The 22,976-nt window shown below is 61.3% G+C and carries 24 protein-coding genes; 16 read left to right on the plus strand and 8 right to left on the minus strand.

Annotation, left to right across the window (positions count from 1 at the left end; translation table 11 throughout):
* Positions 1-2 precede the first annotated feature (2 nt).
* Entirely contained in the window at positions 3-1,328 is a 1,326-nt protein-coding gene (locus AAIA72_RS01920; RefSeq protein WP_369601768.1) for a hypothetical protein, read from the minus strand.
* Between the two features lie 149 nt (positions 1,329-1,477).
* Here AAIA72_RS01920 and ccmA point away from each other — a divergent pair, with 149 nt between their 5' ends.
* Genes ccmA through ccmI form a run of 9 tightly spaced genes read left to right on the plus strand, consistent with a single transcriptional unit; the run spans position 1,478 to position 8,469 of the window.
* Positions 1,478-2,110, plus strand: a complete 633-nt coding sequence (gene ccmA / locus AAIA72_RS01925) for a cytochrome c biogenesis heme-transporting ATPase CcmA (protein WP_369601769.1) — start codon at positions 1,478-1,480, stop codon at positions 2,108-2,110.
* Complete coding sequence (gene ccmB, locus AAIA72_RS01930; protein WP_369601770.1) at positions 2,107-2,790, plus strand: heme exporter protein CcmB; 684 nt, start codon at positions 2,107-2,109, stop codon at positions 2,788-2,790. The genes ccmA and ccmB overlap by 4 nt, the downstream gene beginning before the upstream one ends.
* A 20-nt stretch (positions 2,791-2,810) precedes the next feature.
* Complete coding sequence (locus AAIA72_RS01935; RefSeq protein ID WP_369601771.1) at positions 2,811-3,575, plus strand: heme ABC transporter permease; 765 nt, start codon at positions 2,811-2,813, stop codon at positions 3,573-3,575.
* A complete protein-coding gene (ccmD, locus tag AAIA72_RS01940; RefSeq protein ID WP_369601772.1) occupies positions 3,565-3,753 on the plus strand; it encodes a heme exporter protein CcmD in 189 nt (62 codons plus the stop codon). The genes AAIA72_RS01935 and ccmD overlap by 11 nt, the downstream gene beginning before the upstream one ends.
* Positions 3,750-4,202, plus strand: coding sequence for a cytochrome c maturation protein CcmE (ccmE, locus tag AAIA72_RS01945; protein ID WP_369601773.1), 453 nt, complete (start codon positions 3,750-3,752; stop codon positions 4,200-4,202). Before ccmD ends, ccmE begins: the two co-directional genes overlap by 4 nt.
* Positions 4,199-6,193, plus strand: coding sequence for a heme lyase CcmF/NrfE family subunit (locus tag AAIA72_RS01950; RefSeq protein ID WP_369601774.1), 1,995 nt, complete (start codon positions 4,199-4,201; stop codon positions 6,191-6,193). Before ccmE ends, AAIA72_RS01950 begins: the two co-directional genes overlap by 4 nt.
* Positions 6,194-6,203: 10 nt before the next feature.
* On the plus strand, positions 6,204-6,749 hold the full coding sequence (locus AAIA72_RS01955; protein WP_369601775.1) for a DsbE family thiol:disulfide interchange protein: 546 nt from the start codon (positions 6,204-6,206) through the stop codon (positions 6,747-6,749).
* Positions 6,746-7,225, plus strand: a complete 480-nt coding sequence (locus AAIA72_RS01960) for a cytochrome c-type biogenesis protein CcmH (protein WP_369601776.1) — start codon at positions 6,746-6,748, stop codon at positions 7,223-7,225. The genes AAIA72_RS01955 and AAIA72_RS01960 overlap by 4 nt, the downstream gene beginning before the upstream one ends.
* Positions 7,222-8,469, plus strand: coding sequence for a c-type cytochrome biogenesis protein CcmI (gene ccmI / locus AAIA72_RS01965; protein ID WP_369601777.1), 1,248 nt, complete (start codon positions 7,222-7,224; stop codon positions 8,467-8,469). The genes AAIA72_RS01960 and ccmI overlap by 4 nt, the downstream gene beginning before the upstream one ends.
* A gap of 144 nt (positions 8,470-8,613) precedes the next feature.
* Here the strand turns inward: ccmI and AAIA72_RS01970 are convergent, their stop codons facing one another.
* The gene (locus AAIA72_RS01970) at positions 8,614-8,931 is read right to left on the minus strand and encodes a hypothetical protein (RefSeq protein ID WP_369601778.1); all 318 of its coding nucleotides are present in this window, start codon (positions 8,929-8,931) and stop codon (positions 8,614-8,616) included.
* Positions 8,932-9,212: 281 nt separating this feature from the next.
* Here AAIA72_RS01970 and AAIA72_RS01975 point away from each other — a divergent pair, with 281 nt between their 5' ends.
* Entirely contained in the window at positions 9,213-10,817 is a 1,605-nt protein-coding gene (locus tag AAIA72_RS01975; protein ID WP_369601779.1) for an isocitrate lyase, read from the plus strand.
* 270 nt (positions 10,818-11,087) lie between these two features.
* On the opposite strand, the gene AAIA72_RS01980 is transcribed toward AAIA72_RS01975, so the two are convergent.
* Genes AAIA72_RS01980 through AAIA72_RS01995 form a run of 4 tightly spaced genes read right to left on the minus strand, consistent with a single transcriptional unit; the run spans position 11,088 to position 14,543 of the window.
* Positions 11,088-11,846, minus strand: a complete 759-nt coding sequence (locus AAIA72_RS01980) for a YciK family oxidoreductase (RefSeq protein WP_369601780.1) — start codon at positions 11,844-11,846, stop codon at positions 11,088-11,090.
* A 2-nt stretch (positions 11,847-11,848) separates the two neighbouring features.
* On the minus strand, positions 11,849-12,526 hold the full coding sequence (locus tag AAIA72_RS01985; RefSeq protein ID WP_369601781.1) for an HAD family hydrolase: 678 nt from the start codon (positions 12,524-12,526) through the stop codon (positions 11,849-11,851).
* A complete protein-coding gene (gene ubiG / locus AAIA72_RS01990) occupies positions 12,523-13,239 on the minus strand; it encodes a bifunctional 2-polyprenyl-6-hydroxyphenol methylase/3-demethylubiquinol 3-O-methyltransferase UbiG (RefSeq protein ID WP_369601782.1) in 717 nt (238 codons plus the stop codon). The genes AAIA72_RS01985 and ubiG overlap by 4 nt, the downstream gene beginning before the upstream one ends.
* Positions 13,236-14,543 (minus strand): TRZ/ATZ family hydrolase, encoded by a 1,308-nt coding sequence (locus tag AAIA72_RS01995; RefSeq protein WP_369601783.1) that lies wholly within the window; start codon positions 14,541-14,543, stop codon positions 13,236-13,238. Before AAIA72_RS01995 ends, ubiG begins: the two co-directional genes overlap by 4 nt.
* Positions 14,544-14,688: 145 nt before the next feature.
* On the opposite strand from AAIA72_RS01995, the gene AAIA72_RS02000 reads away from it, so the two are divergent.
* From AAIA72_RS02000 to AAIA72_RS02015, 4 genes are read left to right on the plus strand one after another with little or no spacing between them, the layout of a single operon-like run.
* Complete coding sequence (locus AAIA72_RS02000) at positions 14,689-15,189, plus strand: (2Fe-2S)-binding protein (protein ID WP_369601784.1); 501 nt, start codon at positions 14,689-14,691, stop codon at positions 15,187-15,189.
* Positions 15,182-17,374, plus strand: coding sequence for a molybdopterin cofactor-binding domain-containing protein (locus AAIA72_RS02005; protein ID WP_369601785.1), 2,193 nt, complete (start codon positions 15,182-15,184; stop codon positions 17,372-17,374). The genes AAIA72_RS02000 and AAIA72_RS02005 overlap by 8 nt, the downstream gene beginning before the upstream one ends.
* A complete protein-coding gene (locus AAIA72_RS02010) occupies positions 17,371-18,375 on the plus strand; it encodes an XdhC family protein (protein WP_369601786.1) in 1,005 nt (334 codons plus the stop codon). Before AAIA72_RS02005 ends, AAIA72_RS02010 begins: the two co-directional genes overlap by 4 nt.
* Positions 18,372-18,998 carry an NTP transferase domain-containing protein gene (locus AAIA72_RS02015; protein ID WP_369601787.1) on the plus strand — a complete coding sequence of 209 codons (627 nt, stop codon included), beginning with the start codon at positions 18,372-18,374 and terminating at the stop codon, positions 18,996-18,998. Before AAIA72_RS02010 ends, AAIA72_RS02015 begins: the two co-directional genes overlap by 4 nt.
* Here AAIA72_RS02015 and AAIA72_RS02020 read toward each other — a convergent pair.
* Positions 18,935-19,915: an AraC family transcriptional regulator ligand-binding domain-containing protein gene (locus AAIA72_RS02020; RefSeq protein ID WP_369601788.1), complete on the minus strand. Its 981-nt coding sequence runs from the start codon at positions 19,913-19,915 to the stop codon at positions 18,935-18,937. The two genes, AAIA72_RS02015 and AAIA72_RS02020, sit on opposite strands and share 64 nt — an antisense overlap.
* Positions 19,916-20,181: 266 nt before the next feature.
* Between AAIA72_RS02020 and AAIA72_RS02025 the strand changes: the two genes are divergently transcribed.
* Both AAIA72_RS02025 and AAIA72_RS02030 read left to right on the plus strand, forming a co-directional pair.
* Entirely contained in the window at positions 20,182-20,925 is a 744-nt protein-coding gene (locus AAIA72_RS02025) for an SGNH/GDSL hydrolase family protein (RefSeq protein WP_369601789.1), read from the plus strand.
* Positions 20,926-20,972: 47 nt separating this feature from the next.
* The gene (locus AAIA72_RS02030; RefSeq protein WP_369601790.1) at positions 20,973-22,013 is read left to right on the plus strand and encodes a hypothetical protein; all 1,041 of its coding nucleotides are present in this window, start codon (positions 20,973-20,975) and stop codon (positions 22,011-22,013) included.
* Between the two features lie 14 nt (positions 22,014-22,027).
* Here the strand turns inward: AAIA72_RS02030 and AAIA72_RS02035 are convergent, their stop codons facing one another.
* Positions 22,028-22,975 (minus strand): LysR family transcriptional regulator, encoded by a 948-nt coding sequence (locus tag AAIA72_RS02035; protein WP_369601791.1) that lies wholly within the window; start codon positions 22,973-22,975, stop codon positions 22,028-22,030.
* Position 22,976: the final 1 nt, after the last annotated feature.

Consider the following 22,976-nt stretch of genomic DNA (forward strand, 5'->3'; position numbering starts at 1 on the left):
CGTCAGACTCGCGTGTCAATATATTGACGTCGTATGCCGGTCTCTTCACGGGGAGGCTGGCCTTCCTGTGCCGAGATCTCGCCCACGGCCAGTCCCCAGCGCCTGAGCCCGGCTTCCAGCATGGGTTGCTGTGCCTGCAGCTTGTCCAGTGTGGACCGGTCAGGTACCCAGAAGCGGGCGGAAACCCGACCATCGCAATAAAGCACGCAGGCGTGCAGGGCCTGCTCCTGTCCCCAGGGGAACGCCAGATTGACCTGCCATTGCAGTGCGGGCCGGCCTTTCGGTCCCTTGTCGACCGGCTTCCTCTGCACGCGCATCGACAGGGTCTCAGCCCGGCCATCCACCTGATAGGGGAGTTCGATGATCCAGACGGGGGGAGGCGGAGGCGCGTCAGAGTCCGGTGGCGGTCCCGGCAGACTGTTGAGCTGATTGACATGAACCCGGGTCAGCATGCGCGCCAGTATCTGCAGCCACTGGCCCACGTCCGGTTTTGCCTGCTGCGCCTCGGCATGGCCCGGTTTCGTTCCGGCAGACCGGGGCAGCAGAAGCGCCAGCACTTCATCGGGCAGATCGGGGGCGGGGCCGGCCCGGAACAGGTTGGCGAACGTCTCCGGGGAGAGGTTCAGCGTGCGCGCCAGGGTGACCAGTGTATCCATCAGCCGCAGCTTGAATGTGTCAGGCAGAACATCCCCCTTACCGATGCTGGCTTCGGTCCACAGACCGGCGTACTGCATGGCTGCCGGCAGGCTGTCCGGGCGGGTCAGACTGGTCAGCGAGGGCAAGGAACCCATCAGCTGTTGCCACGCACCCCGAATGAGCGGTGACTGGCCCGGCAAGCTGCCCCGGGCCGGGTCGGCCAGGGTGCCGGCCCGGGAGAGCAAACTGCCGAGCGGTTGCTGCACGGGCAGCCAGCGCTTCAGTGCGCTGGTCAATACAGCCGCCTTGAGTGAGTCGAGTGTCTGGCGCGGTACATCAGGGGGTGCCGGCTCCAGACGCCAGCCTCCGGCATCACCCTGCAGCAGGCGGATCAGTGCGCCGCTGCGAAGCCAGGCAGCAGTCCGGGCATCGGTGCCGGGCAGCGTGATGGTGAGCGCATGTTGTTCGCCCTGCAGGGTCAGCATCAGGGCGGGAGGGGAATCCGCGGCGGCGACGCCGGGCGTCCTGACAGGCTGGATATCGCGGACCAGAAAGACACCGGCGCGCACTTCCGCCACCGTCTGCAGGGCGGCTTGCCTGGCTTCGGCAATCGTTTCTGCCGCGGGGAGGGGTGCCGGCGTCCCTGGCAGCAGCTGGCGTATGGCCTGGGCCGAAACCTGTATCGTGGGCATAGCCTTACAATCTGTTCATATAGGGGTAGTTAATGAAACTTAATGAGGTATGTCAAGAACATCGACAAATGAGGTGATAGCATATTGCCAAACGCGGCGGTGTACGGATAATCCCCGCCACGGTAACGAACGGGTCAGGCAGGTTGCGTGTGTCAGAAGTGATGCTGGAAGTCAGAAATCTGGGCTGTGAGCGGGACTTTCGGGTGCTGTTCCGGCAACTCAGCTTTACCGTGAGGAGTGGCGATGTGGTCCAGGTGGAAGGCCCCAACGGCTCCGGCAAGACCACGCTGCTGCGCATGCTGGCCGGCATGCTGCCTGTCCACGAAGGTGAGATTTACTGGCAGGGGGAGCCGATGGAGCGGGTTCGTCCCATGTTCTACGAGTCCCTGCTGTACCTGGGCCACAAGACCGGCGTCAAGGACAGTCTCACCCCCTGGGAGAACCTGCGCAGCTGGGCGGCCCTGAGGCATCCCGTCAGCGACGACGCCCTCATGGAAGCGCTGGCACGGGTGGGACTGGCAGGTTTCGAGCATACGCCCGCGCACAGCCTCTCCGCCGGTCAGCAGCGCCGGATCGCCCTGGCGCGCCTGTTTGTCTCCCGGGCCCCGCTGTGGATTCTGGATGAGCCCTTCACGGCCATCGACAAGAAGGGGGTCGCCGAACTGGAAGACCTGATGATTCAGCGTGGCCGGGAAGGCATGGCTGTACTGATGACCACCCATCATGCCCCCCGCATTGACGGTGAGCTTCGCAAGGTGACCCTGGGGAGGGCGCAGGCATGAATGCATCGGTGTCTGCGGCCTTTGCCGCTCAGTTGCGCCGGGATCTGCTGCTGAGCTTCCGGCGTCGTCAGGATCTGGCCAATCCGCTGATTTTTTTCGTGATTGTGGTCAGCCTGTTTCCGCTGGGCGTAACGCCGGACAAGGCCTTCCTCTCCCAGGCGGCAGCCGGAGTGATCTGGGTGGCGGCGTTGCTGGCCACGCTGCTGTCTCTGGACGGCCTGTTCAGGGCAGACTATGAAGATGGTGCACTGGAACAGATGGTCATTGCCCCCCAGCCGCTGTTCATGATTGTCCTCGCCAAGACACTGGCGCACTGGCTGGTGACGGGGCTGCCGCTCCTGCTGCTCTCGCCGGTGCTGAGCATCATGATGTATCTGCCCGGGGATGCCATCGGTGTCCTGATGCTGTCCCTGCTGGTGGGGACACCGGTACTCAGCCTGGTGGGCGCCATCGGTGCGGCCCTGACCGTCGGTCTGAGGGTGGGTGGCGTATTGGTATCCCTGCTGGTTCTGCCCCTGTATATTCCGGTGCTGATCTTTGGCACGGGTACCGTGCAGATGGCAATCAATGGTCAGCCCTGGAGCGGACACATGGCCCTGATGCTGGCCTTTCTGGCACTGGCTGTCGGGCTGGCGCCCATTGCCGCATCGGCGGCACTCCGGATCAGCGTGTCAAACTGAACAGAAGGTAAAGACAGACGATGTGGCAACGTTTCAAAGCCTGGTTTCACAAGTGGGCCTCGCCCAGGTGGTTTTTTGACATGTCCGCCCGATGGATGCCCTGGCTCAAGGGTCTCGCTGCCCTGTGCCTGGTAACCGGCACCATCTGGGGACTGGCCTTTGCACCGGCGGACTATCAGCAGGGCAACAGTTTTCGCATCATTTATCTGCATGTGCCGGCAGCCATTCTGGCCCAGTCCGTCTTCATGATGATGGCCGTGGCCGGTTTCATCAACCTGGTCTGGCGGATCAAGCTGGCGGATATTGCGCTGAAGGCGGCGGCACCGGTGGGCGCCTGGCTCTGCTTTCTGGCCCTGTTTACCGGTGCAGTCTGGGGCAAGCCCACCTGGGGAACCTGGTGGGTATGGGATGCCAGACTGACCTCCATGCTTATCCTGCTGTTCCTGTACTTTGCCGTCATGGCCCTGCACGGTGCCTTTTCGGACATGGAGACCGGTGGCCGGGCCGCATCCGTCATGGCCGTGGTGGGAACGATCAATATACCCATCATCAAGTTTTCGGTGGAATGGTGGAACACGCTTCACCAGCCCGCCACCTTCAAGCTCACGGAGAAACCTGCCATGCCGCCCGAGATGTGGGTGCCCCTGCTCATCATGGTGATCGGGTTCTATGCCTGGTTTGGTTACGTCCTGTTTCAGCGCATGCGCAACGAGGTGCTCATCCGTGAACAGCGGACACGATGGGTACGCGATCTGGTTCAGAAGGAGGCAGCACATGGCCTTTGAATCCCTCTCCCAGTTTTTCGCCATGGGCGGCCACGGCCTGTATGTCTGGCTGTCCTACGGCGTCGGGCTGGTGGTTCTGATCATCAACTGGAAATTGCCGGGTCTGCGCCGCAGGCAGGTTGTCCGTGAAATTTCGCAACGTATTCGTCGGGAAAACGCACAAGAGGGTCGCTCATGAATCCGAAACGCAAACAGCGCATGCTGATCATACTCTTCATCCTGGGAGGCGTTGGCATTGCCATCGGGCTGGCGCTGTATGCCCTCAGCCAGAACATCAATCTGTTCTATTCGCCCAGCCAGATCGCGGCCGGCGAAGCGCCGGAGGATACCCTGATCCGTGTCGGTGGCATGGTCGTGGAGGGCAGCGTGAAACGTGCGCCGGATTCCCTCAAGGTGCAGTTCGATGTCACCGATTACAAGCACACGGTGACCATCCGCTATGAAGGCATCCTGCCGGATCTCTTCCGTGAGGGGCAGGGTATTGTGGCCATGGGACGTTTGCGTGATGACGGTGTGATCGAAGCGCAGGAAGTCCTGGCCAAGCACGATGAAAAATACATGCCTCCCGAAGTGTCCAAGGCACTGGAAGACGCCAAATCCACTACGTCGCAGCAGGTGAACCAATGATCCCCGAACTCGGACATTACAGCCTCGTTCTCGCGCTCGCGCTGGCCGTGTTGCTGGCAGTCATACCCATGACCGGCGCGCTCATGAAAGACGGGCTCTGGATGCGCTTTGGTCGCCCGCTGGCCTATACCCAGTTGTTGGCACTGGCCACCGCCTTTGCGGCACTGACCTGGGCATTCCTGACCGATGACTTCACCGTTCAGTATGTGGCCAAAAACTCCAACAGTCTCATGCCCTGGTATTACAAATTCAGTGCAGTCTGGGGCGGGCATGAAGGCTCGCTGCTGCTCTGGATACTGATTCTCGGCGGATGGACAGCTGCCGTGGCACGGTTCAGCCGGGCGCTTCCGGATGAAATGGTGGCCCGGGTACTCAGCGTCATGGGCATGGTGGGTGTCGGGTTTCAGAGCTTCATCCTGCTGACCTCCAACCCGTTCAACCGTTACCTGCCCAACGCGCCCCAGGATGGGGCCGACCTCAATCCGCTGCTGCAGGATATCGGCCTGATCATGCACCCGCCCATGCTGTACATGGGTTATGTGGGCTTCTCCGTTTCCTTTGCGTTTGCCCTGGCGGCCCTGATGGGCGGCAAACTGGACGCGGCCTGGGCACGCTGGTCGCGCCCCTGGACCACCGTCGCCTGGGTCTTCCTGACCTTGGGCATTGCACTGGGGAGCTGGTGGGCCTACTACGAACTCGGCTGGGGTGGCTGGTGGTTCTGGGATCCGGTGGAAAACGCCTCCTTCATGCCCTGGCTGGCGGGCACCGCACTGGTTCACTCACTGGCCGCAACCGAAAAGCGGGGTGTGTTCAAGAGCTGGACCGTGCTGCTGGCCATCTTCGCATTCTCGCTCAGCCTGCTGGGCACCTTCTTGGTGCGTTCCGGTGTCCTGACTTCCGTTCACGCCTTTGCATCGGATCCGGAGCGGGGACGCTTCGTGCTCATGCTGCTGGCCATCACCATTGGCGGTTCGCTGCTGCTTTACGCGCTGCGCGCCCCGGTGGTCAGAAGTCAGATCCGCTTTACCGAACGCTCCCGCGAAGTCTTCATGCTCGTCAATAATATCCTGTTGCTCGTCGCGACACTGACGGTTCTCGGCGGCACCCTGTTCCCGCTGATTGCCGAGGCCATGGGACAACAGGTCTCCGTGGGGCCGCCTTACTTCAACACCATGTTCGCGCTGATCGTGCCGGTACTGGTGCTGTTCATGGGGGTGGGCCTGTTCAGCCACTGGAAGGATACGCGTCCGGGCCAACTGAGTCGCCGCATTCCGCTGCTGGCCGGTGTCGCGGTGCCTGCCGGGGTTTTCCTGCCCATGGCCTATGGCGAATGGCACTGGACGGCGGGGTTGGGTGTGTTCATCGCCTCCTGGCTCATCACCGCACAGCTTTGGGATGCCTGGGAAAAGGCCTCCGGCAAGGCCGGACTGATCCGTGGCATCCGTCGCCTTTCCCGCTCCTACAAGGGCATGGTGCTTGCGCACCTCGGATTGGCGATGACCATTCTGGGTGTGGCCATCGTATCCAACTACACGGAGGAGAAGGATGTCCGTGTGGACAAGGGGGTGAAGGTTGAGTTGGCCGGCCTGAGCTTTGTGTTCAAGGGCCTTGAAAAGGTGGAGGGCCCCAACTACCTCTCGGACATGGGGCATTTTGAGGTCTATGACGGAGACAAGCTCATCAGTCGTCTGAATCCGGAAAAACGCCGTTATCTGGCCTCCGGTCAGGTCATGACCGAGGCGGATATCGATGCAGGTCTGTTCCGGGATATCTATGTGGCCATGGGGGAACCCCTGGAAGGCACGGCTTGGGCCGCACGGCTGCAATACAAGCCGCTGGTGCGTTTTCTGTGGTTGGGCGGTCTGCTCATGGCGGCAGGAGGCGTTCTGGCCATTTCTGACCGGCGCTACCGTATCCGTGTGAAAGCCCGCAGTGCGGCTGCGGGCAAGCCGGAAGCGCCGGCGGTGCCGTCACCGGCAGTTGACGCATGAGGAAAATACGATGAACCGGAGAGTACTGCTTTTCATTCCCCTGATACTGTTTGTCGGGCTCTTCATCCTGTTCAACTGGGGTATGGATCAGGATCTGACTCAGTTGGAACTGGCCCGGAAGGACAAACCGGTTCCGGCATTCAGGCTGCCGGATCTGATTGATCCGGCCGTCATGCACACGGAACAGGAACTCAAGGGCAAAGTGACGCTGCTGAATGTGTGGGCCACCTGGTGTCCCACCTGCCGGGTCGAGCATCCGTACCTCCTGCGCATCCGGGAGACCGGCCTGGTGCGTCTGGTGGGGCTGGATTACAAGGACGATCGGGGGGCTGCGCTCAAATGGCTCCGTGATCTGGGGGATCCTTATGATCTTCATCTGTTTGACGAGGAAGGTCGCTTTGGACTGGATCTGGGGGTCTATGGCGCGCCGGAAACCTATCTGATCGATGCGCAGGGTATCGTGCGTTACCGTCATGTGGGCGCGGTGGATGACAAGGTCTGGCAGACCATTCTGCTGCCCAAGGTGCGCCAGTACAGTCAGGAGAACGGATCATGAGAGGCCCTCTGACAGCGGTCTGTCTGCTCTGGGTTCTGACGGCTCAGGCGGCCATTGATGCCTACGAGTTCAAATCGGACGCAGATCTGGAGCGTTATGAACGTCTGACCTATGAACTCCGGTGTCCGAAATGCCAGAACAACAATATCCGCGATTCCAATGCGCCGATTGCCAAGGATCTGCGCAGGGAGGTGTACCGGATGATCAACGAGGGCAAGACGGATGAGGAAATCATCCAGTTCATGCTCGACAGGTACGGGCAGTTCGTGCTCTACCGGCCGCCGCTGAACGGCACCACCAGTCTGATCTGGTTCGGGCCGCTGGTGGTGCTCATTCTGGCGCTGGGAGGGGTAGGCTGGGCCGTGCGCCGCAAGGCCCGCCAGTCCGATGCGCAGGACGTCAGCCTTACAGAAGAAGAAGCAGAACGCCTCAAGGCGCTGCTAGAAGATACAGACAAACGGAGTACGCCTTCATGATGACACTATGGCTCGGCATCGCAGCCCTGACCCTGACCGTTCTGGCACTCCTGCTGATTCCGGTATGGCGCGATGGCCGGCGCGTCCGGGTGGACCGTGCACGTCTGAATCTGGCCCTGTATGAGGACCGTCTCAAGGAACTGGCCGAGGAACATGCTCAGGGTGCACTGGCGGATGACGAATATGAGCGCCTCTGCCAGGAAGCCAAGAAAATGCTGCTCAATGACGTGGATACCACGGACATGGACGGTACAGTCCAGTCGGAGAGCCGGCGTGGTCCGCTGATTGCGCTGATTGTGGTGGCGACCATCGGGTTGTCCCTGTCAGTGTACTGGAAGTTGGGCGCGCATGAAGAACTGAAACAGGCCGAGTGGTTGAAGGAAACCCGTCATCAGATGGCGGGGCAGGGCGGTGACATGGAGAAGATGCTCGCCACACTGGAGAGCCGCCTGGCGGACAATCCGGACAATGTCGATGGCTGGATTCTGCTGGCCCGTTCCTACATGCAGCTCAAGCAGTATGACAAGGCAGCAGTGGCGTGGCAGCGACTTGCGGCAGCCATGGACAAGGCGGGTGAAGAGTCCGCACCGGCGCTGGGCCTGCGTGCACAGGCGCTGTTCCTTTCCGGCGCAGATCGTGACACGGTCATGGCGGCGGCCAACGAGGCACTGGCCCGCGACCCGGAAGAGGTCTATACCCTCGGGTTGCTCGGTGGTATGGCCATGCAGTCCGGTGAATACCTCAAGGCCATCGATTACTGGAAGCGTGTTCAGGCACAGGAGCAGGACCCGGAGCAGAAGCGCCTGATCGGTGAGTCCATTGCTCAGGCCCAGAAGATGGCGGTCCAGGCCGGCCAGCTCAGCGAAGCAGAGCTGGAGAAGGTCAAGGCGGCGTCAGGTGCCCGGCTGCATGTCATTGTTGACGTGCCTGCGGACATCCGGGCCGGCCTGACGGGCAGCGAAACGGTCTTTGTTCTGGCTCGTCCGGTCGGCGGGCGCATGCCGCTGGCGGTCGTACGCAAGACAGTGAACGATCTGCCACTGGACGTTACCCTGGACGATTCCATGGCCATGGGCCCCATGGCCAGACTGTCGTCCGTGCCGGAGGTGGAGATTGTGGCCAAGGTGTCGAAGTCCGGCACACCCCAGTCACAACCGGGTGACCTGGAGGTGGTGGTCGGACCGGTCAAGGTCGCGGAAGCCAAGGATCCCATTATCCTGTCGGTGGACAAGGTCGTCCGTTAAGTCATATGCAAGGCGAAGCGAGCCGGGTCAGTGGCATGGGCTCGCAAGGACCCGGGCTATCGGGCTGGCCAGGCGTGGGTCAACGGGCACCGTGATTGCCGGACCGGCGGGTTGCACATGCCGGTTCCGGCCTGAAACGCGGGCTCAGAGTGACTGGTCGTCATGTTTGTTTTTGTAGATCCGCGCGGACTCAATGTCGGCCTTGTGCTGCAGCCGCGCGCGCTCACGTGCAGTGACCACACCATCGGCCTTTGCGCGCCGCTCCATGCGGTGCAGTTGATGCTGTCCCCGGAGCAGTTTTGCCGTCTCGCGGGCAGTCAGCTCGCCGCTTTTCACACCCTGAACAATCCGGTTTTTCTGGTTGTGCTCGCGTGCATCGAGAAGCGGTGTGCCGGCCATGGCAGTGGTGGAAGCAACGATCAGGGTGCCGAGCAGTACGGTGGCCATAGCTTTCATTTTCATGGTGAGTCTCCTGTATTCAGTCCGTGTTCGGTGGTGTGTCTGGTCACTTCAACGTCCGGAAGGGGGGAAGGTTGACAGGGCAGTGCGGCGAAACACGATTTTTGTCTCGGACGTGCCGGACAACGTGAGATGATTGCACGGATATTCACAATATATATACCCGGTATCATGTCTATATATTTTATTTATTTTCGGTAACCCCTTAGAATGGGCCCCGTTCACACAACCGATGCGCCTCGTGCCGCATCACTTCAAGTGTCAGTACCGAAAGGAACGAATGTATGTCAAAGTACCTTGATCTGGTGAAAGCCAAACAAGCCCTGATTGAGAGCAACGGCGAAGGCTGGAGAGACATTAAGGCCGAAGCTGCCGTACGCATGGAGCTCCAGAACCGCTTCAAGACCCACCTGGACATCGCCAAGTACACCGCCAAGATCATGCGGGAAGACATGGCTGCCTATGACGCCGATTCCTCCAAGTACACCCAGTCTCTGGGTTGCTGGCATGGTTTCATCGGTCAACAGAAGATGATTTCCATCAAGCGTCGTTTCGGCAGCACCAAGCGTCGCTACCTGTACCTCTCCGGCTGGATGGTTGCCGCACTGCGTTCCGAGTTCGGCCCGCTGCCTGACCAGTCCATGCACGAGAAGACTGCAGTGCCGGATCTGATCCGCGAACTCTACACCTTCCTCAAGCAGGCTGACGCATGGGAACTGAACCACCTGTTCCGCGCCCTGGACGATGCCCGCAAGGCTGGCGACAAGGCCAAGGAAGAAGAGATCATCAACAAGATCGACAACTTCGAAACGCACGTTGTGCCCATCATTGCTGACATCGACGCCGGTTTCGGTAACGCGGAAGCGACCTACCTGCTGGCCAAGAAGATGATCGAAGCCGGTGCCTGCTGTATCCAGATCGAGAACCAGGTTTCCGACGAGAAGCAGTGTGGTCACCAGGACGGCAAGGTTACTGTACCGCACGAAGACTTCCTGGCGAAGATCCGCGCTGTGCGTTATGCCTTCCTCGAGCTGGGCGTTGACGACGGTGTGATTGTTGCCCGTACCGACTCTCTGGGCGCTGGTCTGACCAAGCAGATCGCCGTGACCAACGAGCCGGGTGATCTGGGTGACAAGTACAACTCCTTCCTGGATGGCGAATACATCAGCAGCGCTGACGACATCGAGAACGGCGATGTGGTCATCAAGGCAGAAGGCAAGCTGAAGAAGGTCAAGCGTCTGCCTTCCGGCCTGTTCTGCTTCAAGGAAGGTACCGGCGAAGACCGCGTTGTGCTCGACTGCATCACTTCTCTGCAGAACGGTGCAGATCTGCTCTGGATCGAAACCGAGAAGCCTCACGTGGGTCAGATCGCAGGCATGGTCAACCGTATCCGCGAAGTCGTACCCAACGCGAAGCTGGTGTACAACAACTCTCCGTCCTTCAACTGGACGCTCAACTTCCGTCAGCAGGTATTCGACGATTGGGCTGCTCAGGGCAAGGACGTTTCTGCATACGATCGTGACCGCCTGATGGCGCGTGAGTACGACGACACCGAACTGGCTGCAGAAGCGGATCGTCGTATCCAGAACTTCCAGGCTGATGCCTCTCGCGAAGCGGGTATCTTCCACCACCTGATCACGCTGCCGACCTACCACACTGCAGCGCTGTCTACCGATGACCTGGCCAAGGGCTACTTCGGAGACGAGGGCATGCTGGCCTACGTGGCGGGTGTACAGCGCCGCGAAATCCGCGAAGGTGTACCGACCGTCAAGCACCAGGATATGGCCGGTACCTACATTGGCGATGACCACAAGGAATACTTCGCCGGTGAGGCTGCGCTGAAGGCAGGTGGTGCAGCAAACACCATGAACCAGTTCGAGAACATCTGAACCGGTTTGGTGCAGGCACCATAATGAAACAGGGTCGCATATGCGGCCCTGTTTTGTTTCAGTTGTTCAGATAGACCCAGTCAAAGTATTCCCTGAGTTCCTTCAGAACAAGCTCTTCAAACGGATCGGTCAACTCAAACAGGCGATCAGATGCAGTGGCAACCGTCATGGTAACCTCCTTTGCATGCTGAAAGTCAGTTTGCCGAGTTGAAGTCACCTTGCGACACCCGGGGTGCCGCAAGGCTGAAGATAGGGTTGGTGTTCAGAATTTCAAGAGGCGGGTTTGGGCTGCGCGTCGAAAGCCTGACCATTGACACCCTGGCTGTCAGGTCCCATCAGATACAGATAGGCCGGCATGATGTCTTCCGGTCTGGGGTTGTTTTCCGGATTTTCCGCAGGATAGGCAAATGCACGCATCTGTGTCCGGGTGGCTCCGGGGTTGATGGAGTTGACCCGCACGTTGTAATTGGGATCATCCATTTCGTCGGCCATCACCTGCATCAGTCCTTCGACGGCAAACTTGGAGACAGCATAGGCACCCCAGTATGCCCGTCCTTTGCGACCGACACTGGACGAGGTAAAGACCACGGAAGCATCCTCCGACTTGCGCAGCAGCGGGATCAATGCCTTGGTCAGCATGAAGGCGGCATTGACATTTACATGCATGACTTTCATCCAGGTATCCGGATCGTAGTGATCCAGCGGCGCACGCATGCCCAGAATGGCGGCATTGTGCAGCAGGCCATCCAGACGTCCGAACTCGTCGTCAATGGCATTGGCTACTTCCTGATAATCCTTGTAGGCGGTGGATTCCAGGTTGACCGGCAGGATCGCGGGCTGAGGGTATCCGGCCGACTCGATTTCGTCGTACACGGCTTCCAGCTTGGCGGTGGTGCGGCCGAGCAGCAGCACGGTGGCGCCGTGACGCGCAAAGGTCAGGGCGGCGGCACGGCCAATACCGTCACCGGCACCGGTCACGAGAATGATGCGGTCTTTGAGCAAATCAGGTCGGGCGTTATAGGTATGCATAATCAGTCCAGCTTCAGAGTCTGTTTCAACAGGTTCAGGAGTGCGATGGGAGAAGGAATCAGCACATCGGCGCCCCAGCTTTCAGGAGGATGCCGGTCGGAAATGTAGCCCCAGGTGGCGCCCAGCGTCGGGCAGCCGGCGGCCTGTCCGGCTTCCACATCACGGGGGTGATCACCTACGTACCAGGTTGCGGCAGTTTCCGTTCCGAGGGCATCGCAGGCTTTGAGCAGGGCGTCAGGCGCCGGCTTGGCCCGGGGCACATCGTCAGGGCAGACAACAGCATGCGGTCTGAGCTTCAGGGTGTCCACAATCACTTCGGTGAAGCGTCTGGGCTTGTTGGTGACAATGCCCCAGGGCAGTGTCTGGCTGTCAAGCCAGTTGAGCAGCGCATCCGCCCCCTCATACAGGCGGCTGTGATGGCACGCCTGCTCGCTGTAGGCGTTCAGAAAGGCGCGGTGCAGGTCGGGGAACTCCGGGTGATCCGGCGGCAGGCCAAAGGCCAGGGTCACCATGGCGCGCCCGCCTTCGGAAACGACTGCATGCAGCGCCTCGTAACCGGGCGCGGGCCGGCCATGTGCCTTGCAGAGTCGCGTCAGGACAGCATGAAAGTCCGGCGCAGTATCCACCAGGGTGCCGTCCAGGTCGAACAATACGGCGCCGGGCTGTCCGGGGTGGGTCATTCGGCCTCCGGCTTGCGGGTATGAATCATGTAATTGACATCCACATCCGGCCCCAGCTTGTAGGTCCGGGTGACGGGATTGTAGGTCATGCCGATCATGTCCTGCATGTTCAGCCCGGCCTGGCGGACAAAGCGCGCCAGCTCACCCGGCTTGATGAACCTGGACCACTGGTGTGTACCCCGCGGCAGCAGTTTCAGCACATATTCCGCGCCGACAATCGCGAACAGGAAGGATTTGGGGTTGCGGTTGAGTGTGCTGAAGAACAGGTGCGCACCGGGTTTCGCCACCCGGGCACAGGCTGCGACCACCGATGCCGGATCCGGCACGTGCTCCAGCATTTCCATGCAGGTGACCACATCGAAGCTTTCGGGCGCCGCGTCGGCCAGGGCTTCAATGGTCGTGCGCTGATAGTTGACCGGTATGCCGGATTCGAGGCTGTGCAGTCGCGCAACGGCCAACGGGGCTTCGCCCATGTCGATGCCGGTCACGTCCGCACCGCGGGCAGCCATGCTTTCGCTCAGAATGCCGCCGCCGCAGCCGACATCAAGAACACGCTTGCCCCGGAGCCCGGCGCGGCTGTCGATATAGTCCAGCCGCAGCGGGTTGATCTGATGCAGTGGCCGGAACTCGCTGTGCGGGTCCCACCAACGGTGCGCCAGCTCCTCGAACTTGCGGATCTCTTCGAGATCCACATTTTCCTGAGTCCGGGTCATGACTTGATCCTCGCCTGCCAGTCAGCAATCCGCTCGCGCAGTGCTGCCGTATCAAGGCTTGTGAGTCGTCCGTTCGCGAGACGGCGCTTGCCAGCGGTCCAGACGTCACTGACCTGTCTGGCACTCATGCTGTACACCAGATGCGAATGCAGGTTGTACACCGGCTGGACAAAGAGATCGCCCATGTCCACGGCGATGACATCCGCGAACTTCCCGGGTTCCAGTGAGCCGATGCGGTCGGCCAGACCTAGCGCCCGGGCACCTCCCATGGTGGCCATTTCCAGCGCCTGCCAGGCATTGACCGCAGCCGCATCGTTGCTCTGCACCTTGGCTATCAGGGCGGCTGTCTGCATCTCGCCAAACATGTCCAGGTCGTTGTTGGAGGCGGCGCCGTCGGTACCCAGTGCCACGTTGATGCCGTGCTCGAGCAACGTGTTGACGGGACAGATGCCGCTGGCCAGCTTCAGGTTGGATTCCGGACAGTGCACGATGTGGGCGCCGGTTTCCTTCAGGATGGCCAGATCAGTTTCGTCAATCTGGGTCATGTGAACGCACTGGGTGCGCGGGTTGAGCACGCCCAGTTCGGCCAGTCGCTGTGTCGGCCGCTTGCCGGTATTTGCGATGGCCTGTTCGACTTCCACGGCAGTTTCCTGCAGATGGACCTGGATGGGCAGGTCATGCTCTTGCGCCGCCGCCACCACCTTGCGGAACGGCTCGTCCGATACCGTGTAGGGGGCGTGCGGACCGAGCGCGACCTGAACCCAGTTGCTGCCTCGCCATTGGGCGGCCAGCGCCACGGTTTTTTCCAGATAGTCGTCCGGCCCCTGTCCCCAGGGAGTGGGGAAGTCCATCAGGGGGCAGCATATCTGAACACGCATGCCTTCGGCCTCGGCCACGCGTGAAGCGACTTCCGGGAAGAAGTACATGTCGCTGAACGTGGTGGTACCGCTGCGCAGCATTTCGGCGATGGCCAGACGGGTGCCGTCCTCCACGAACTGCCCGGAGACCCACTGACCTTCCGCTGGCCAGATATGCTCCTGGAGCCAGGTCATCAGTGGCAGGTCATCGGCCAGGCCGCGGAACAGCGTCATGGCTGCATGACCATGGGCGTTCACCAGGCCCGGCAACAGCACGTGCTGACCAAGCTCGACGATCTCGGCCGCTTCCCGGGGCGCCTCTGCAGCAGGCCCCGCATACACAATCTTGTCACCCGCCATGGCGAGTGCGGCATTTTCAATGACGGTACGCGTGCCGTCCAGTTTCAGCATCCAGCGCGCGCGAATCAGAACATCAATCTCAGACATGTGCAATTCCTGTCAAAACACTGGGGTGAAGTATACCGGGAATGGAACAGGGGCGCGAGGTGGGGAATACCCTGTATCCCGCTTGTGGACAAGTGACTAACGGTCACATAACATGAGGCCGATACGCCTCAAACAGGATGCTGCCATGAAAATAACGATAAACGGGCAGGAGCACACCGTCACGGATTCTCCTGATACACCTCTTCTCTGGGTCATACGCGATTCAATCGGTCTCAAGGGCACCAAGTTCGGCTGCGGGCGTGGCTTCTGCGGTGCCTGCACGGTATTGCTGGGGGATCAGCCGGTCCGCTCCTGCAGTACCCCGCTAAGTGCCGTGGCCGGTCAGCCGGTGACCACGATCGAAGGCATCGGTTCGCCCGAACAGCCTCATCCGCTTCAGCAGGCCTGGATGGCACTCAACGTGCCCCAGTGTGGCTATTGCCAGTCCGGTCAGATCATGAGTGCCTATGCACTGCTCAGGCGTATACCCGATCCCGATGATGACGCCATACGCGGGGCCATGGCCGGCAACATCTGCCGGTGCGGCACCTATCCGCGCATTCAGGCCGCCATCCGCCATGCCGCAAGGCAAATGGTGGGCACCTGGACACCGGAAGCTGAAACCGGGGAGGTGTCCCATGGCTGAGCTGAACATGGATCGCCGCACTTTCCTCAAGGTTTCCGCCAGTGCAACGGGCGGATTGATGATGGCCTTTGCGTTGCCGGGGTGCAGCACACTGCCCGAAGGGCAGGATCCCGCCTCGCTGCGGCCCAACGCATGGATAGAAGTGACACCGGACAGCCGCGTGATCCTGACGCTGGACCGGGTGGAGATGGGCCAGGGCACCATGACCGGACTCTGTACGCTGGTCGGTGAGGAAATGAACCGTCCACCGGAGAGCGTGGATGTGGTCTTTGCGCCCGTGGACAAGGTTTACAACCAGCCGGTGTATGGCCTGCAGCTGACAGGTGGCAGCACCAGCATGGCGACCAGTTGGCAGCGTATCCGGGAAGCGGCCGCAGGCTGCGCGGTGCTGCTCCGGAAGGCGGCGGCACGGGTGCTGGACGTGCCCATGGATCAGGTCATCCTTGACGAGCGGGGTTGCACCGTCGGTGACCGGACGCTTGCATTGGGCGATCTGGTCGCGCTGGCCCGCTCCGAAACCCTGCCGGATACCCTCCCGCTCAAGCCGGCTTCCGAATACCGCTGGATCGGCCGCCAGAACAATCGGCGCGACAAGGTGCCCAAGGTCTTTGGCCAGGCCCGGTACGGCATCGATGTGGAGCTGGACAACATGCTCCATGCGGTCGTGACCCGGCCGCCAGTCCTGGAAGCGCGGCCCGCAATTCTGAATGCGGAGGAAATCCGCCGCATGCCGGGCGTGGTGGATGTGGTGGAAATTCCCCGAGGTGTGGCGATATTGGCAGAGCGCTACTGGCAGGCGCGCAAGGCCCGGGAGGCGTTGAAAATTGACTGGCAGGGTGGCCGCCGTGATCTGGATACGGAAGCGGTCTGGGCCCTGTATGAGCAGAAAAGCAGCGAAGACGGCTCCGTGCACCGGGACGAGGGCAATGCCGCCAGAGCCCTGGAACGCTCGGGACGCGTCCTGGAAGCGGAATACCGGGCTCCGTTCCTCGCCCATGCCACACTGGAACCGCAGAATTGCACGGCATGGCTGCGGGATGGCCGTCTGGACGTCTGGGCGCCGACCCAGGGGCCGGATGTGGCCCGGGCCGTGGCCATGCGTGAATCCGGGCTCGGTGCGGAGGCCATTCAGATTCACACCACCTGGATCGGCGGGGGATTCGGTCGCCGTCTGAGCCAGGACTACGTGGCCGAAGCCGTGGCCATCGCCACCCATACGAACCGGCCCGTAAAGGTGATCTGGTCGCGGGAAGAGGATACTCGGCACGATCTGTACCGCCCGGCAGCACTGCACCGTCTTCAGGCCTCTCTGGATGATCAGGGATCACTTGACGCCTGGCGCCACAAGATTGTCTGTCCGCGCATCATCGACTGGTTCGTCAGGGATGCCGCCGGAGCGGTTGTGCCCGCCTGGACGCCTCAGATGATGGTACGGCTTGCCGCCCGCATGGCGCCCATGATCAATCCGGATTCGTCGCCGATTGAAGGGGCCGAAGACGTGCCCTATGCTGCACCCAATGTGGAAGTGGCCCATGTTCAGGCAGATGCGGGCATTCCGGTCAGCTATTGGCGTTCCGTGGGCCATTCTCACAATGCATTCGCCGTGGAATCCTTCATTGACGAACTGGCCCATGCTGCGGGTGAGGATCCGGTTGAGTTCAGACGTCGGCATCTCCGCAACCATGCCAGGCACCTGGGCGTGCTCAATGCCGCCGTTGCAAAGGCAGGCTGGGGGAAACCCGCACCCGGGCGGTATCAGGGGGTGGCCTGCCACAAGAGTTTCGATACCTATGTGGCTCAGGTGGCGGAGGTTGAAGTGGATGAGGCGGCGGGTACCTTCCGGGTTGTCCGGATGGTCTGCGCCGTGGACTGCGGCACCATCGTTAACCCGGATATCGTGGTGGCACAGATGCAAAGCGGAATGATCTTCGGTCTGACCGCAACCCTTTTCGGCCGGATAGACTTCCGGCAGGGGGGTGTTGTGCAGTCCAATTTCCACGACTACCGGATGTTGCGTACCCACGAAGTACCGGAGATGGAAGTGGTGCTGGTGCCGACCGACCATCCGCCCACGGGTGTGGGCGAGCCGGGCGTGCCACCGGTGGCACCTGCGGTGGCCAATGCGCTGTTTGCCGCAACCGGCAGGCGGTTGCGTGAGCTGCCTCTGGAACTGAAACCGGCATGATTGCGGCGGAACCGGATGTCTGGCGCCGGCTGGCGGAAGGTCTGGCGCAGGGCCGCAGCGGATGGCTCGTGACGGTCCTCAGCACCTGGGGCGCTGCACCCCGGTTGCCCGGCAGTGTCTGGGTGTTGTGGGATGATGGCACCATGATGGGGTCGGTCTCGGGTGGTTGCATCGAAGAGGATCTTCAAAGCCGGCTCCGCACATCCCGGAGCCCGGGCTATCGGCTTTTCGGGTTGACCTATGGTGATCGGGAAGGTGACCGGGAGCGGTTCCGGTTGCCCTGTGGCGGCACCCTGCATCTGGTGGCCGAACGTCTGGTACCGGTTCCGGACCTGATGTCGCATTTCCGCCAGGTGGCCGATGCCCTGCTGAACCGGAGGGCCATCTGCAGGGGATTGTCCCTGAGTGGCAGTCTGCCGGATCTGACAGCACCGCGACGGGAGGCGGTGGAGTCCGAACCGGAGCGTATCTGTCTGACCTATGGTCCGGTTGTGCGCCTGCTGCTCATGGGGGCCGGTCCGGTGGCGGAAGCACTGACGGTCATGGCCTTGCAATCGGGGATGGATGTGGCTGTCTGCGAGCCCCGGGAAGCCTGGCGGTCAAGCTGGTCCGTGGCGGGAGTCCGACCGGATGCGGCCCTGCCTGACGACTGGTTGCAGCAAAAGAAACCCGACCACCAGTCAGCGATCGTTTGCCTGTCTCATGATCCGAGAGTGGACGACATGGCCCTGCTGGAAGCACTCAAAGGGCCGGCACTGCTCGTCGGGGCCATGGCATCGGCCCGGACGGCGCGGAAACGGGCAGAACGCCTGCAATCTCTGGGCCTGTCACCTTTTGAGCTGGCACGCCTGGAGTCACCGGTCGGCATGGATATCGGCAGCCGCACGCCTGCGGAAATCGCCGTCTCCATTCTCGCGCGGATCTTTCAGGTGAAAAACCAGCGGTTGCCCGTTCGGACAGACTATCCCGTGCCGGAGGCCCTGCCGGACAGACTGGCATGAACGGCTGCTGGGTCATTCTGGCATCCGGGTATGCCCGGCGTTATGGTGCCGACAAGACGCTGGCGCCCTGTCCGCAGTGTCAGAGGCCGATGTTTGACCATGTTCGGGTGCTGGTTTCAGGTTTCAGCATGCCCGTGGCCGTTGTGCTCAGGCCCGACCAGACGTCGTTGCAGGACCTGGCAACCCGGGCGGGACTTACGCCACTGATCAATCATGATGCGGAAGAAGGGCTGGCGGCATCGTTACGCTGTGCCGCAGCCTGGGCGATCGGCCGGGAATGGATGGGCGTACTCCTGGCCGACATGCCCGCCATCCGGCCCTCCACCCTGACGGCCGTGATGGCCCGGGCAGGCCGGGACCGGGTCGCGAGGCCGCTGGATACCTGCGTCACCCCCGCACGGCCCGGTCATCCCGTGATTCTGGGCAGTGACTTCTTTCCGGCTCTGAAAACGCTGGAGGGTGATCAGGGCGCCCGTGAGTTGATCCGTTCACTGCCCGGTTCCTGCCATGTCACCGTACCGGTCAGGGACAGCGGAGTCTGGCAGGATGTGGATCACCCTCAGGACTGGGCCAGCCTGACGGGGTGTCCCGAAGGGCTGAATGTGCGACAAAAGCGCCGGTAGCCGGAAACGCTGCCGAATCCGAGCAACTCGGAAACATCTTCGGCCGGAAGATTCAGTAACCCCGCATAGACCGCCCAGAGTTCACGGCGAACGCGCGTGAGCATGTGCTGAAAGGTGTCGTGGCACCTGACCAGATGCTTTTGCAGGGTACGGACGGACATGTTCAGGTGCGTGGCCAGCGCCGTGGCATGAAGCAGTTCCGGGTGGTGGCGGATCATGGCATCCGTTGCGCGGTAACTGAAATTGGCGGCCCGCATCTGTGCCTGCCAGTGCTGTTCGGCCCGTTCCAGCGACACCGCATGCAAGGCATCATCACGGCTGATCACGGGGGCTTTCAGATACCGTGCGGGAAACGACAGGGCGGCTGCCGGTGCGTTGAATTCCGGTGCAAGCGGCCAGTGTCTGACAAACAGACGCTGGTAACGCGGCGGCGCGCAGGGCAGGGTGATGCGCACATCTTCCGGCCAGTTGCCCAGCATGGCCTGCAGCCCATTGAGGGCAAAGGAAAAGGTGGCTTCCATGTGGAAGCGTCTGACGCCGTCGTGTAGCGGAAACTGGTGAGGAAAGGTCAGAAATACCCAGACTCTTCCCCCTTCCTCCCGGGTGAACAGGCTGAAGCAATGCCCCCGCGCGAAACTCATCCGGGTCAGCAGTTGCAGGCTGGAGCGTATATCCGGGGCGGTATAGAGTGCCCGGGCAAAGTCGCACAGGCCGGCAGGATGCAGATGATGCCCGTAACGCAAACCCAGATCGGTATCAGGGTGCAGGGAATACACAAGGTTGAGAAACTGGCGTGCCAGCGATTCCGGGTCACTCCCGCTACCGGAAATCGACTGCAGCCTGTCGGACGGAATGACGGGGCCTTCCCGCCCCAGAACGGCCATGAGCAGCCGTGCGTAGATGTCATCACTCACCATGGTTCTTGTTCTCGTTGTCGGTGATCGGTTGCGCATGCAGCCTAGCGAACTTGCACGGACAGTTTCAGGGACAGATGTCTCAAAAACGGCATTCTGTTGTTTTCGGGCATCCCCTGTTTGGGTGATATGCCCGCCCAAGCGCGCAAATTGCGAAGATCCGGCGGGCAGGTGGGCGCAATCGGCCACCCGGACATGCCGGGTGAAGGGGTATCGTGAAAGGGCTGTATTCCCTACAACCTCAACAACAATAACAAGGCAGATCCGATATGAAACAGAAGGCAAAAACCCTCAAAACCCTGTTCTCCTGGCAAGGTCTCAGAGCGCTGATTGCGATGGCTGCGGTCGTCACCCTGGTGGGCTGCACGTCGGGCAACAGTTATGTGCGTCAGGCCGACCGTAACGAGATCATCACCGTGGGCGATTCAATCTTTGATTTGTCCGGAAAGATCCAGCAGTTTCTCGAAGAACGGGCCGGTCAGACCTTCAGGGACTATACCCTCAGCGGCGCGGAGCTTTCCGGCGGGTTTGTGGCCACACCGGTGACACAACAGTATCAGGATGCCCGGCAGGATGACCCCAATATCGAAACGATCGTCATGGATGGAGGCGGTAATGACATTCTGATTCCGGCGCTGGTGTTTGACCCTTACGGCTGCCGTACTCACTGGTGGCGGTGGAACATCTCCTCATCCTGCCGGAATCTGGTCAACGACGTTTACGTGGATCTGGTAGATCTGCTCAACACCATGGCATCCGACGGTGTGCAAAACATCATTTATCTGGGGTACTACTATCCCAAGGGCTTGCAGGCCAATCTGGCCAGGGCCGTGGATTACGGAGATACCCGTCTGGCAGACGCCTGCAGCAACACCTGGGCCAACTGCACATTTGTGGATCCCCGGCAGTTCATCAGTTCCTCCGACATCATTATTGATGGCATTCACCCGGCCACGTCCGGCTCCCGGAAGCTGGCGGATCTGATCTGGCCACATCTGCAACCGCTGCTGTAACGGTTGAACGCGGGGTGACTGCGGTCACCCCGCAAAGGAGTGTAGCCATGAAGATCATGCGATATGGTTCGGTCATCGCCGGACTGGGACTCATGCTGGCCGGAAGTTTCCTTGTCGGTGTTTCCGGAGTGGGGGAGTGGCTGGGCGACAATCTTGCGGCCAATTCCACACCTGTGCCGGAGAGGACAGCGCAGCCGGAACCGGACTCACAGACAACCGGCCAGGATCGCCGGGAAGCCCTCAGACTCAGCCTCATCCGTCGTCTGCGCGAAGACTACGGCACCTACGTGAACTCGGTGGCTGCCCGTGCCGAGCTGCGTGACTTGCGGGACTCGCTGATCAAGGCCTGGCCTGACGAGGGCGATGCCCTGTTCAGGTCGGTGATCCGGGGTGCGTTTCCCGAGCAGGCGGAGGCCATTCTGAACCTGATTGCCCGCCTGGATGCGTATGATGAATGGGTGATTCGCGAGCTGGTCAGCCTGAACCACATGGACCCCCTCTCCAGACAGGGCACACTTTGGGCCAAGCGCCGGGAAATGTTCGGTGACGACGCCGAACAGCTCTGGCAGGACGAGCTGCGTTCGCGGGAAGCCCGGGCGCAAACCGTCCAGCAGACCGTTGCGTTGCTGAACAAGGCGGACGAGACGCCCATGGAGGAGCGCCTTTATCTGCTCCGCACCACGCTTGAAGAACAATACCGCAATACGGTGGAAGCCCCGCTCGTCAATGCGGGCCTGGTTGCCCAGGTCTTTTTCAGGCTGGATTCGGTTCAGAACGACCTAAAGCGACTGCCACCGGATGCGAGACAGTCACGAATCAATGCGCTGCGCAGGCAGATGGGGTTGACCGAGGCACAGGTGGCGGCACTGGAGAAGCAGGACCAGCAGCGCCAGAAACAATGGGAAACCGGGATGGCATACATGGAGGCCCGGCGGGCGCTGACGGCACGTTATCACGGGCAACCGCCGGCTGCGGAACTGGACGCGCTGCGCCGGCAATATTTCGGGAGCAATGCCGTCACCATTGCGCGCGAGGAAGCACAGGGATTCTTCCGCTTCGAGCGACCGCGCCTGTACGGTCGCAACTAAGCCGAGGCGCAGCGTCAGCCAGCAGCCGGCATGACCGGCTGCACGACCTTCCGGTCCTGAAGTCCTGCCCAGAAACGGGCCAGGTTGACGTTATGGTTTTCCTTCCACCGGTACAGCCTGATTTCTACCGGGATATCCCACTCGGGGCCGCCGGCGCGCACCAGTTTGCCGAACTGTTCGGCCTCCTGGGCCAGTCGCGACGGAATCCAGCCCACGCCGAACCCCTCCTTGATCATGGCCTTGATGCTCACCGAGTGAAAGTTGGTGTTGACCGTGGTCAGAAACGGCGGCTGTGACCGCGCCTGCAAGGAAGCGGAGACGACGGGCTTCAGCGGCGCACCGTGGTGGTAGTCGATGAACGGCAGCGGGCGACGGCGTGATCCCGGCAACGCGTAGCGGGGTCTGCCGGACTCATCCGGGACAGAGTAGGGCACCAGTTTCTCGTCGCAGAGCCGGACAAACTCGAATTCGTTGCGTCCCAGATCGCCGGCAATATCCAACGCCGGATGCCAGTAGTACATCATGAGGTCGCAGCGCTTCTGGAGCAGGGCCTGAACAAAGTCGCGGGGTTCCCAGGCCGTGGACTTGAGGTTCAGCTCGACATCCACTTCCTGACGCGCACAGAAGGGTTCGACCCAGCTCTTGTAGAGACACAGATACAGCGTCTGGGACGTGGCAAAGACGAGCCGGTTTTCCTGTCGCTGACGAATCTGCTGGCAGCGTTCCCGCGTGTCGGCCAGCAGTTCGGTGATTTCCCGCGCACTTTCCAGAAAGATCTCCCCGGCCGGTGTCAGTGACAACGGCAGCGAGTTGCGGTCGATCAGCTGCACCCCCATTTCTTCTTCCAGCATCTTGATGCGGCGGCTGAACGTCGGTTGGGTGACATTCTGCTCCTCCGCTGCGCGGGAGAAATGGCGTGTGCGGGCCAGCGCGATAAAATCTTCAAGCCAGCGAATTTCCATC

It is taken from the genome of Thermohahella caldifontis (assembly GCF_041153465.1).
Classification (GTDB): domain Bacteria; phylum Pseudomonadota; class Gammaproteobacteria; order Pseudomonadales; family Oleiphilaceae; genus Thermohahella; species Thermohahella caldifontis.

Coding starts and splice junctions, on each gene's coding strand:
- ccmD (WP_369601772.1), top strand. CDS start 3,565: ATGGCCTTTGAATCCCTCTCCCAGTTTTTCGCCATGGGCGGCCACGGC.
- AAIA72_RS02025 (WP_369601789.1), top strand. CDS start 20,182: ATGAAACAGAAGGCAAAAACCCTCAAAACCCTGTTCTCCTGGCAAGGT.
- AAIA72_RS01980 (WP_369601780.1), bottom strand. CDS start 11,846: ATGCATACCTATAACGCCCGACCTGATTTGCTCAAAGACCGCATCATT.
- ccmE (WP_369601773.1), top strand. CDS start 3,750: ATGAATCCGAAACGCAAACAGCGCATGCTGATCATACTCTTCATCCTG.
- ccmI (WP_369601777.1), top strand. CDS start 7,222: ATGATGACACTATGGCTCGGCATCGCAGCCCTGACCCTGACCGTTCTG.
- AAIA72_RS02035 (WP_369601791.1), bottom strand. CDS start 22,975: ATGGAAATTCGCTGGCTTGAAGATTTTATCGCGCTGGCCCGCACACGC.
- AAIA72_RS02010 (WP_369601786.1), top strand. CDS start 17,371: ATGATTGCGGCGGAACCGGATGTCTGGCGCCGGCTGGCGGAAGGTCTG.
- AAIA72_RS01970 (WP_369601778.1), bottom strand. CDS start 8,931: ATGAAAATGAAAGCTATGGCCACCGTACTGCTCGGCACCCTGATCGTT.
- ccmB (WP_369601770.1), top strand. CDS start 2,107: ATGAATGCATCGGTGTCTGCGGCCTTTGCCGCTCAGTTGCGCCGGGAT.
- AAIA72_RS01955 (WP_369601775.1), top strand. CDS start 6,204: ATGAACCGGAGAGTACTGCTTTTCATTCCCCTGATACTGTTTGTCGGG.
- AAIA72_RS01950 (WP_369601774.1), top strand. CDS start 4,199: ATGATCCCCGAACTCGGACATTACAGCCTCGTTCTCGCGCTCGCGCTG.
- AAIA72_RS01920 (WP_369601768.1), bottom strand. CDS start 1,328: ATGCCCACGATACAGGTTTCGGCCCAGGCCATACGCCAGCTGCTGCCA.
- AAIA72_RS01985 (WP_369601781.1), bottom strand. CDS start 12,526: ATGACCCACCCCGGACAGCCCGGCGCCGTATTGTTCGACCTGGACGGC.
- AAIA72_RS02015 (WP_369601787.1), top strand. CDS start 18,372: ATGAACGGCTGCTGGGTCATTCTGGCATCCGGGTATGCCCGGCGTTAT.
- AAIA72_RS01960 (WP_369601776.1), top strand. CDS start 6,746: ATGAGAGGCCCTCTGACAGCGGTCTGTCTGCTCTGGGTTCTGACGGCT.
- ubiG (WP_369601782.1), bottom strand. CDS start 13,239: ATGACCCGGACTCAGGAAAATGTGGATCTCGAAGAGATCCGCAAGTTC.
- AAIA72_RS02020 (WP_369601788.1), bottom strand. CDS start 19,915: ATGGTGAGTGATGACATCTACGCACGGCTGCTCATGGCCGTTCTGGGG.
- AAIA72_RS01995 (WP_369601783.1), bottom strand. CDS start 14,543: ATGTCTGAGATTGATGTTCTGATTCGCGCGCGCTGGATGCTGAAACTG.
- AAIA72_RS02030 (WP_369601790.1), top strand. CDS start 20,973: ATGAAGATCATGCGATATGGTTCGGTCATCGCCGGACTGGGACTCATG.
- AAIA72_RS02005 (WP_369601785.1), top strand. CDS start 15,182: ATGGCTGAGCTGAACATGGATCGCCGCACTTTCCTCAAGGTTTCCGCC.
- AAIA72_RS02000 (WP_369601784.1), top strand. CDS start 14,689: ATGAAAATAACGATAAACGGGCAGGAGCACACCGTCACGGATTCTCCT.
- AAIA72_RS01935 (WP_369601771.1), top strand. CDS start 2,811: ATGTGGCAACGTTTCAAAGCCTGGTTTCACAAGTGGGCCTCGCCCAGG.
- AAIA72_RS01975 (WP_369601779.1), top strand. CDS start 9,213: ATGTCAAAGTACCTTGATCTGGTGAAAGCCAAACAAGCCCTGATTGAG.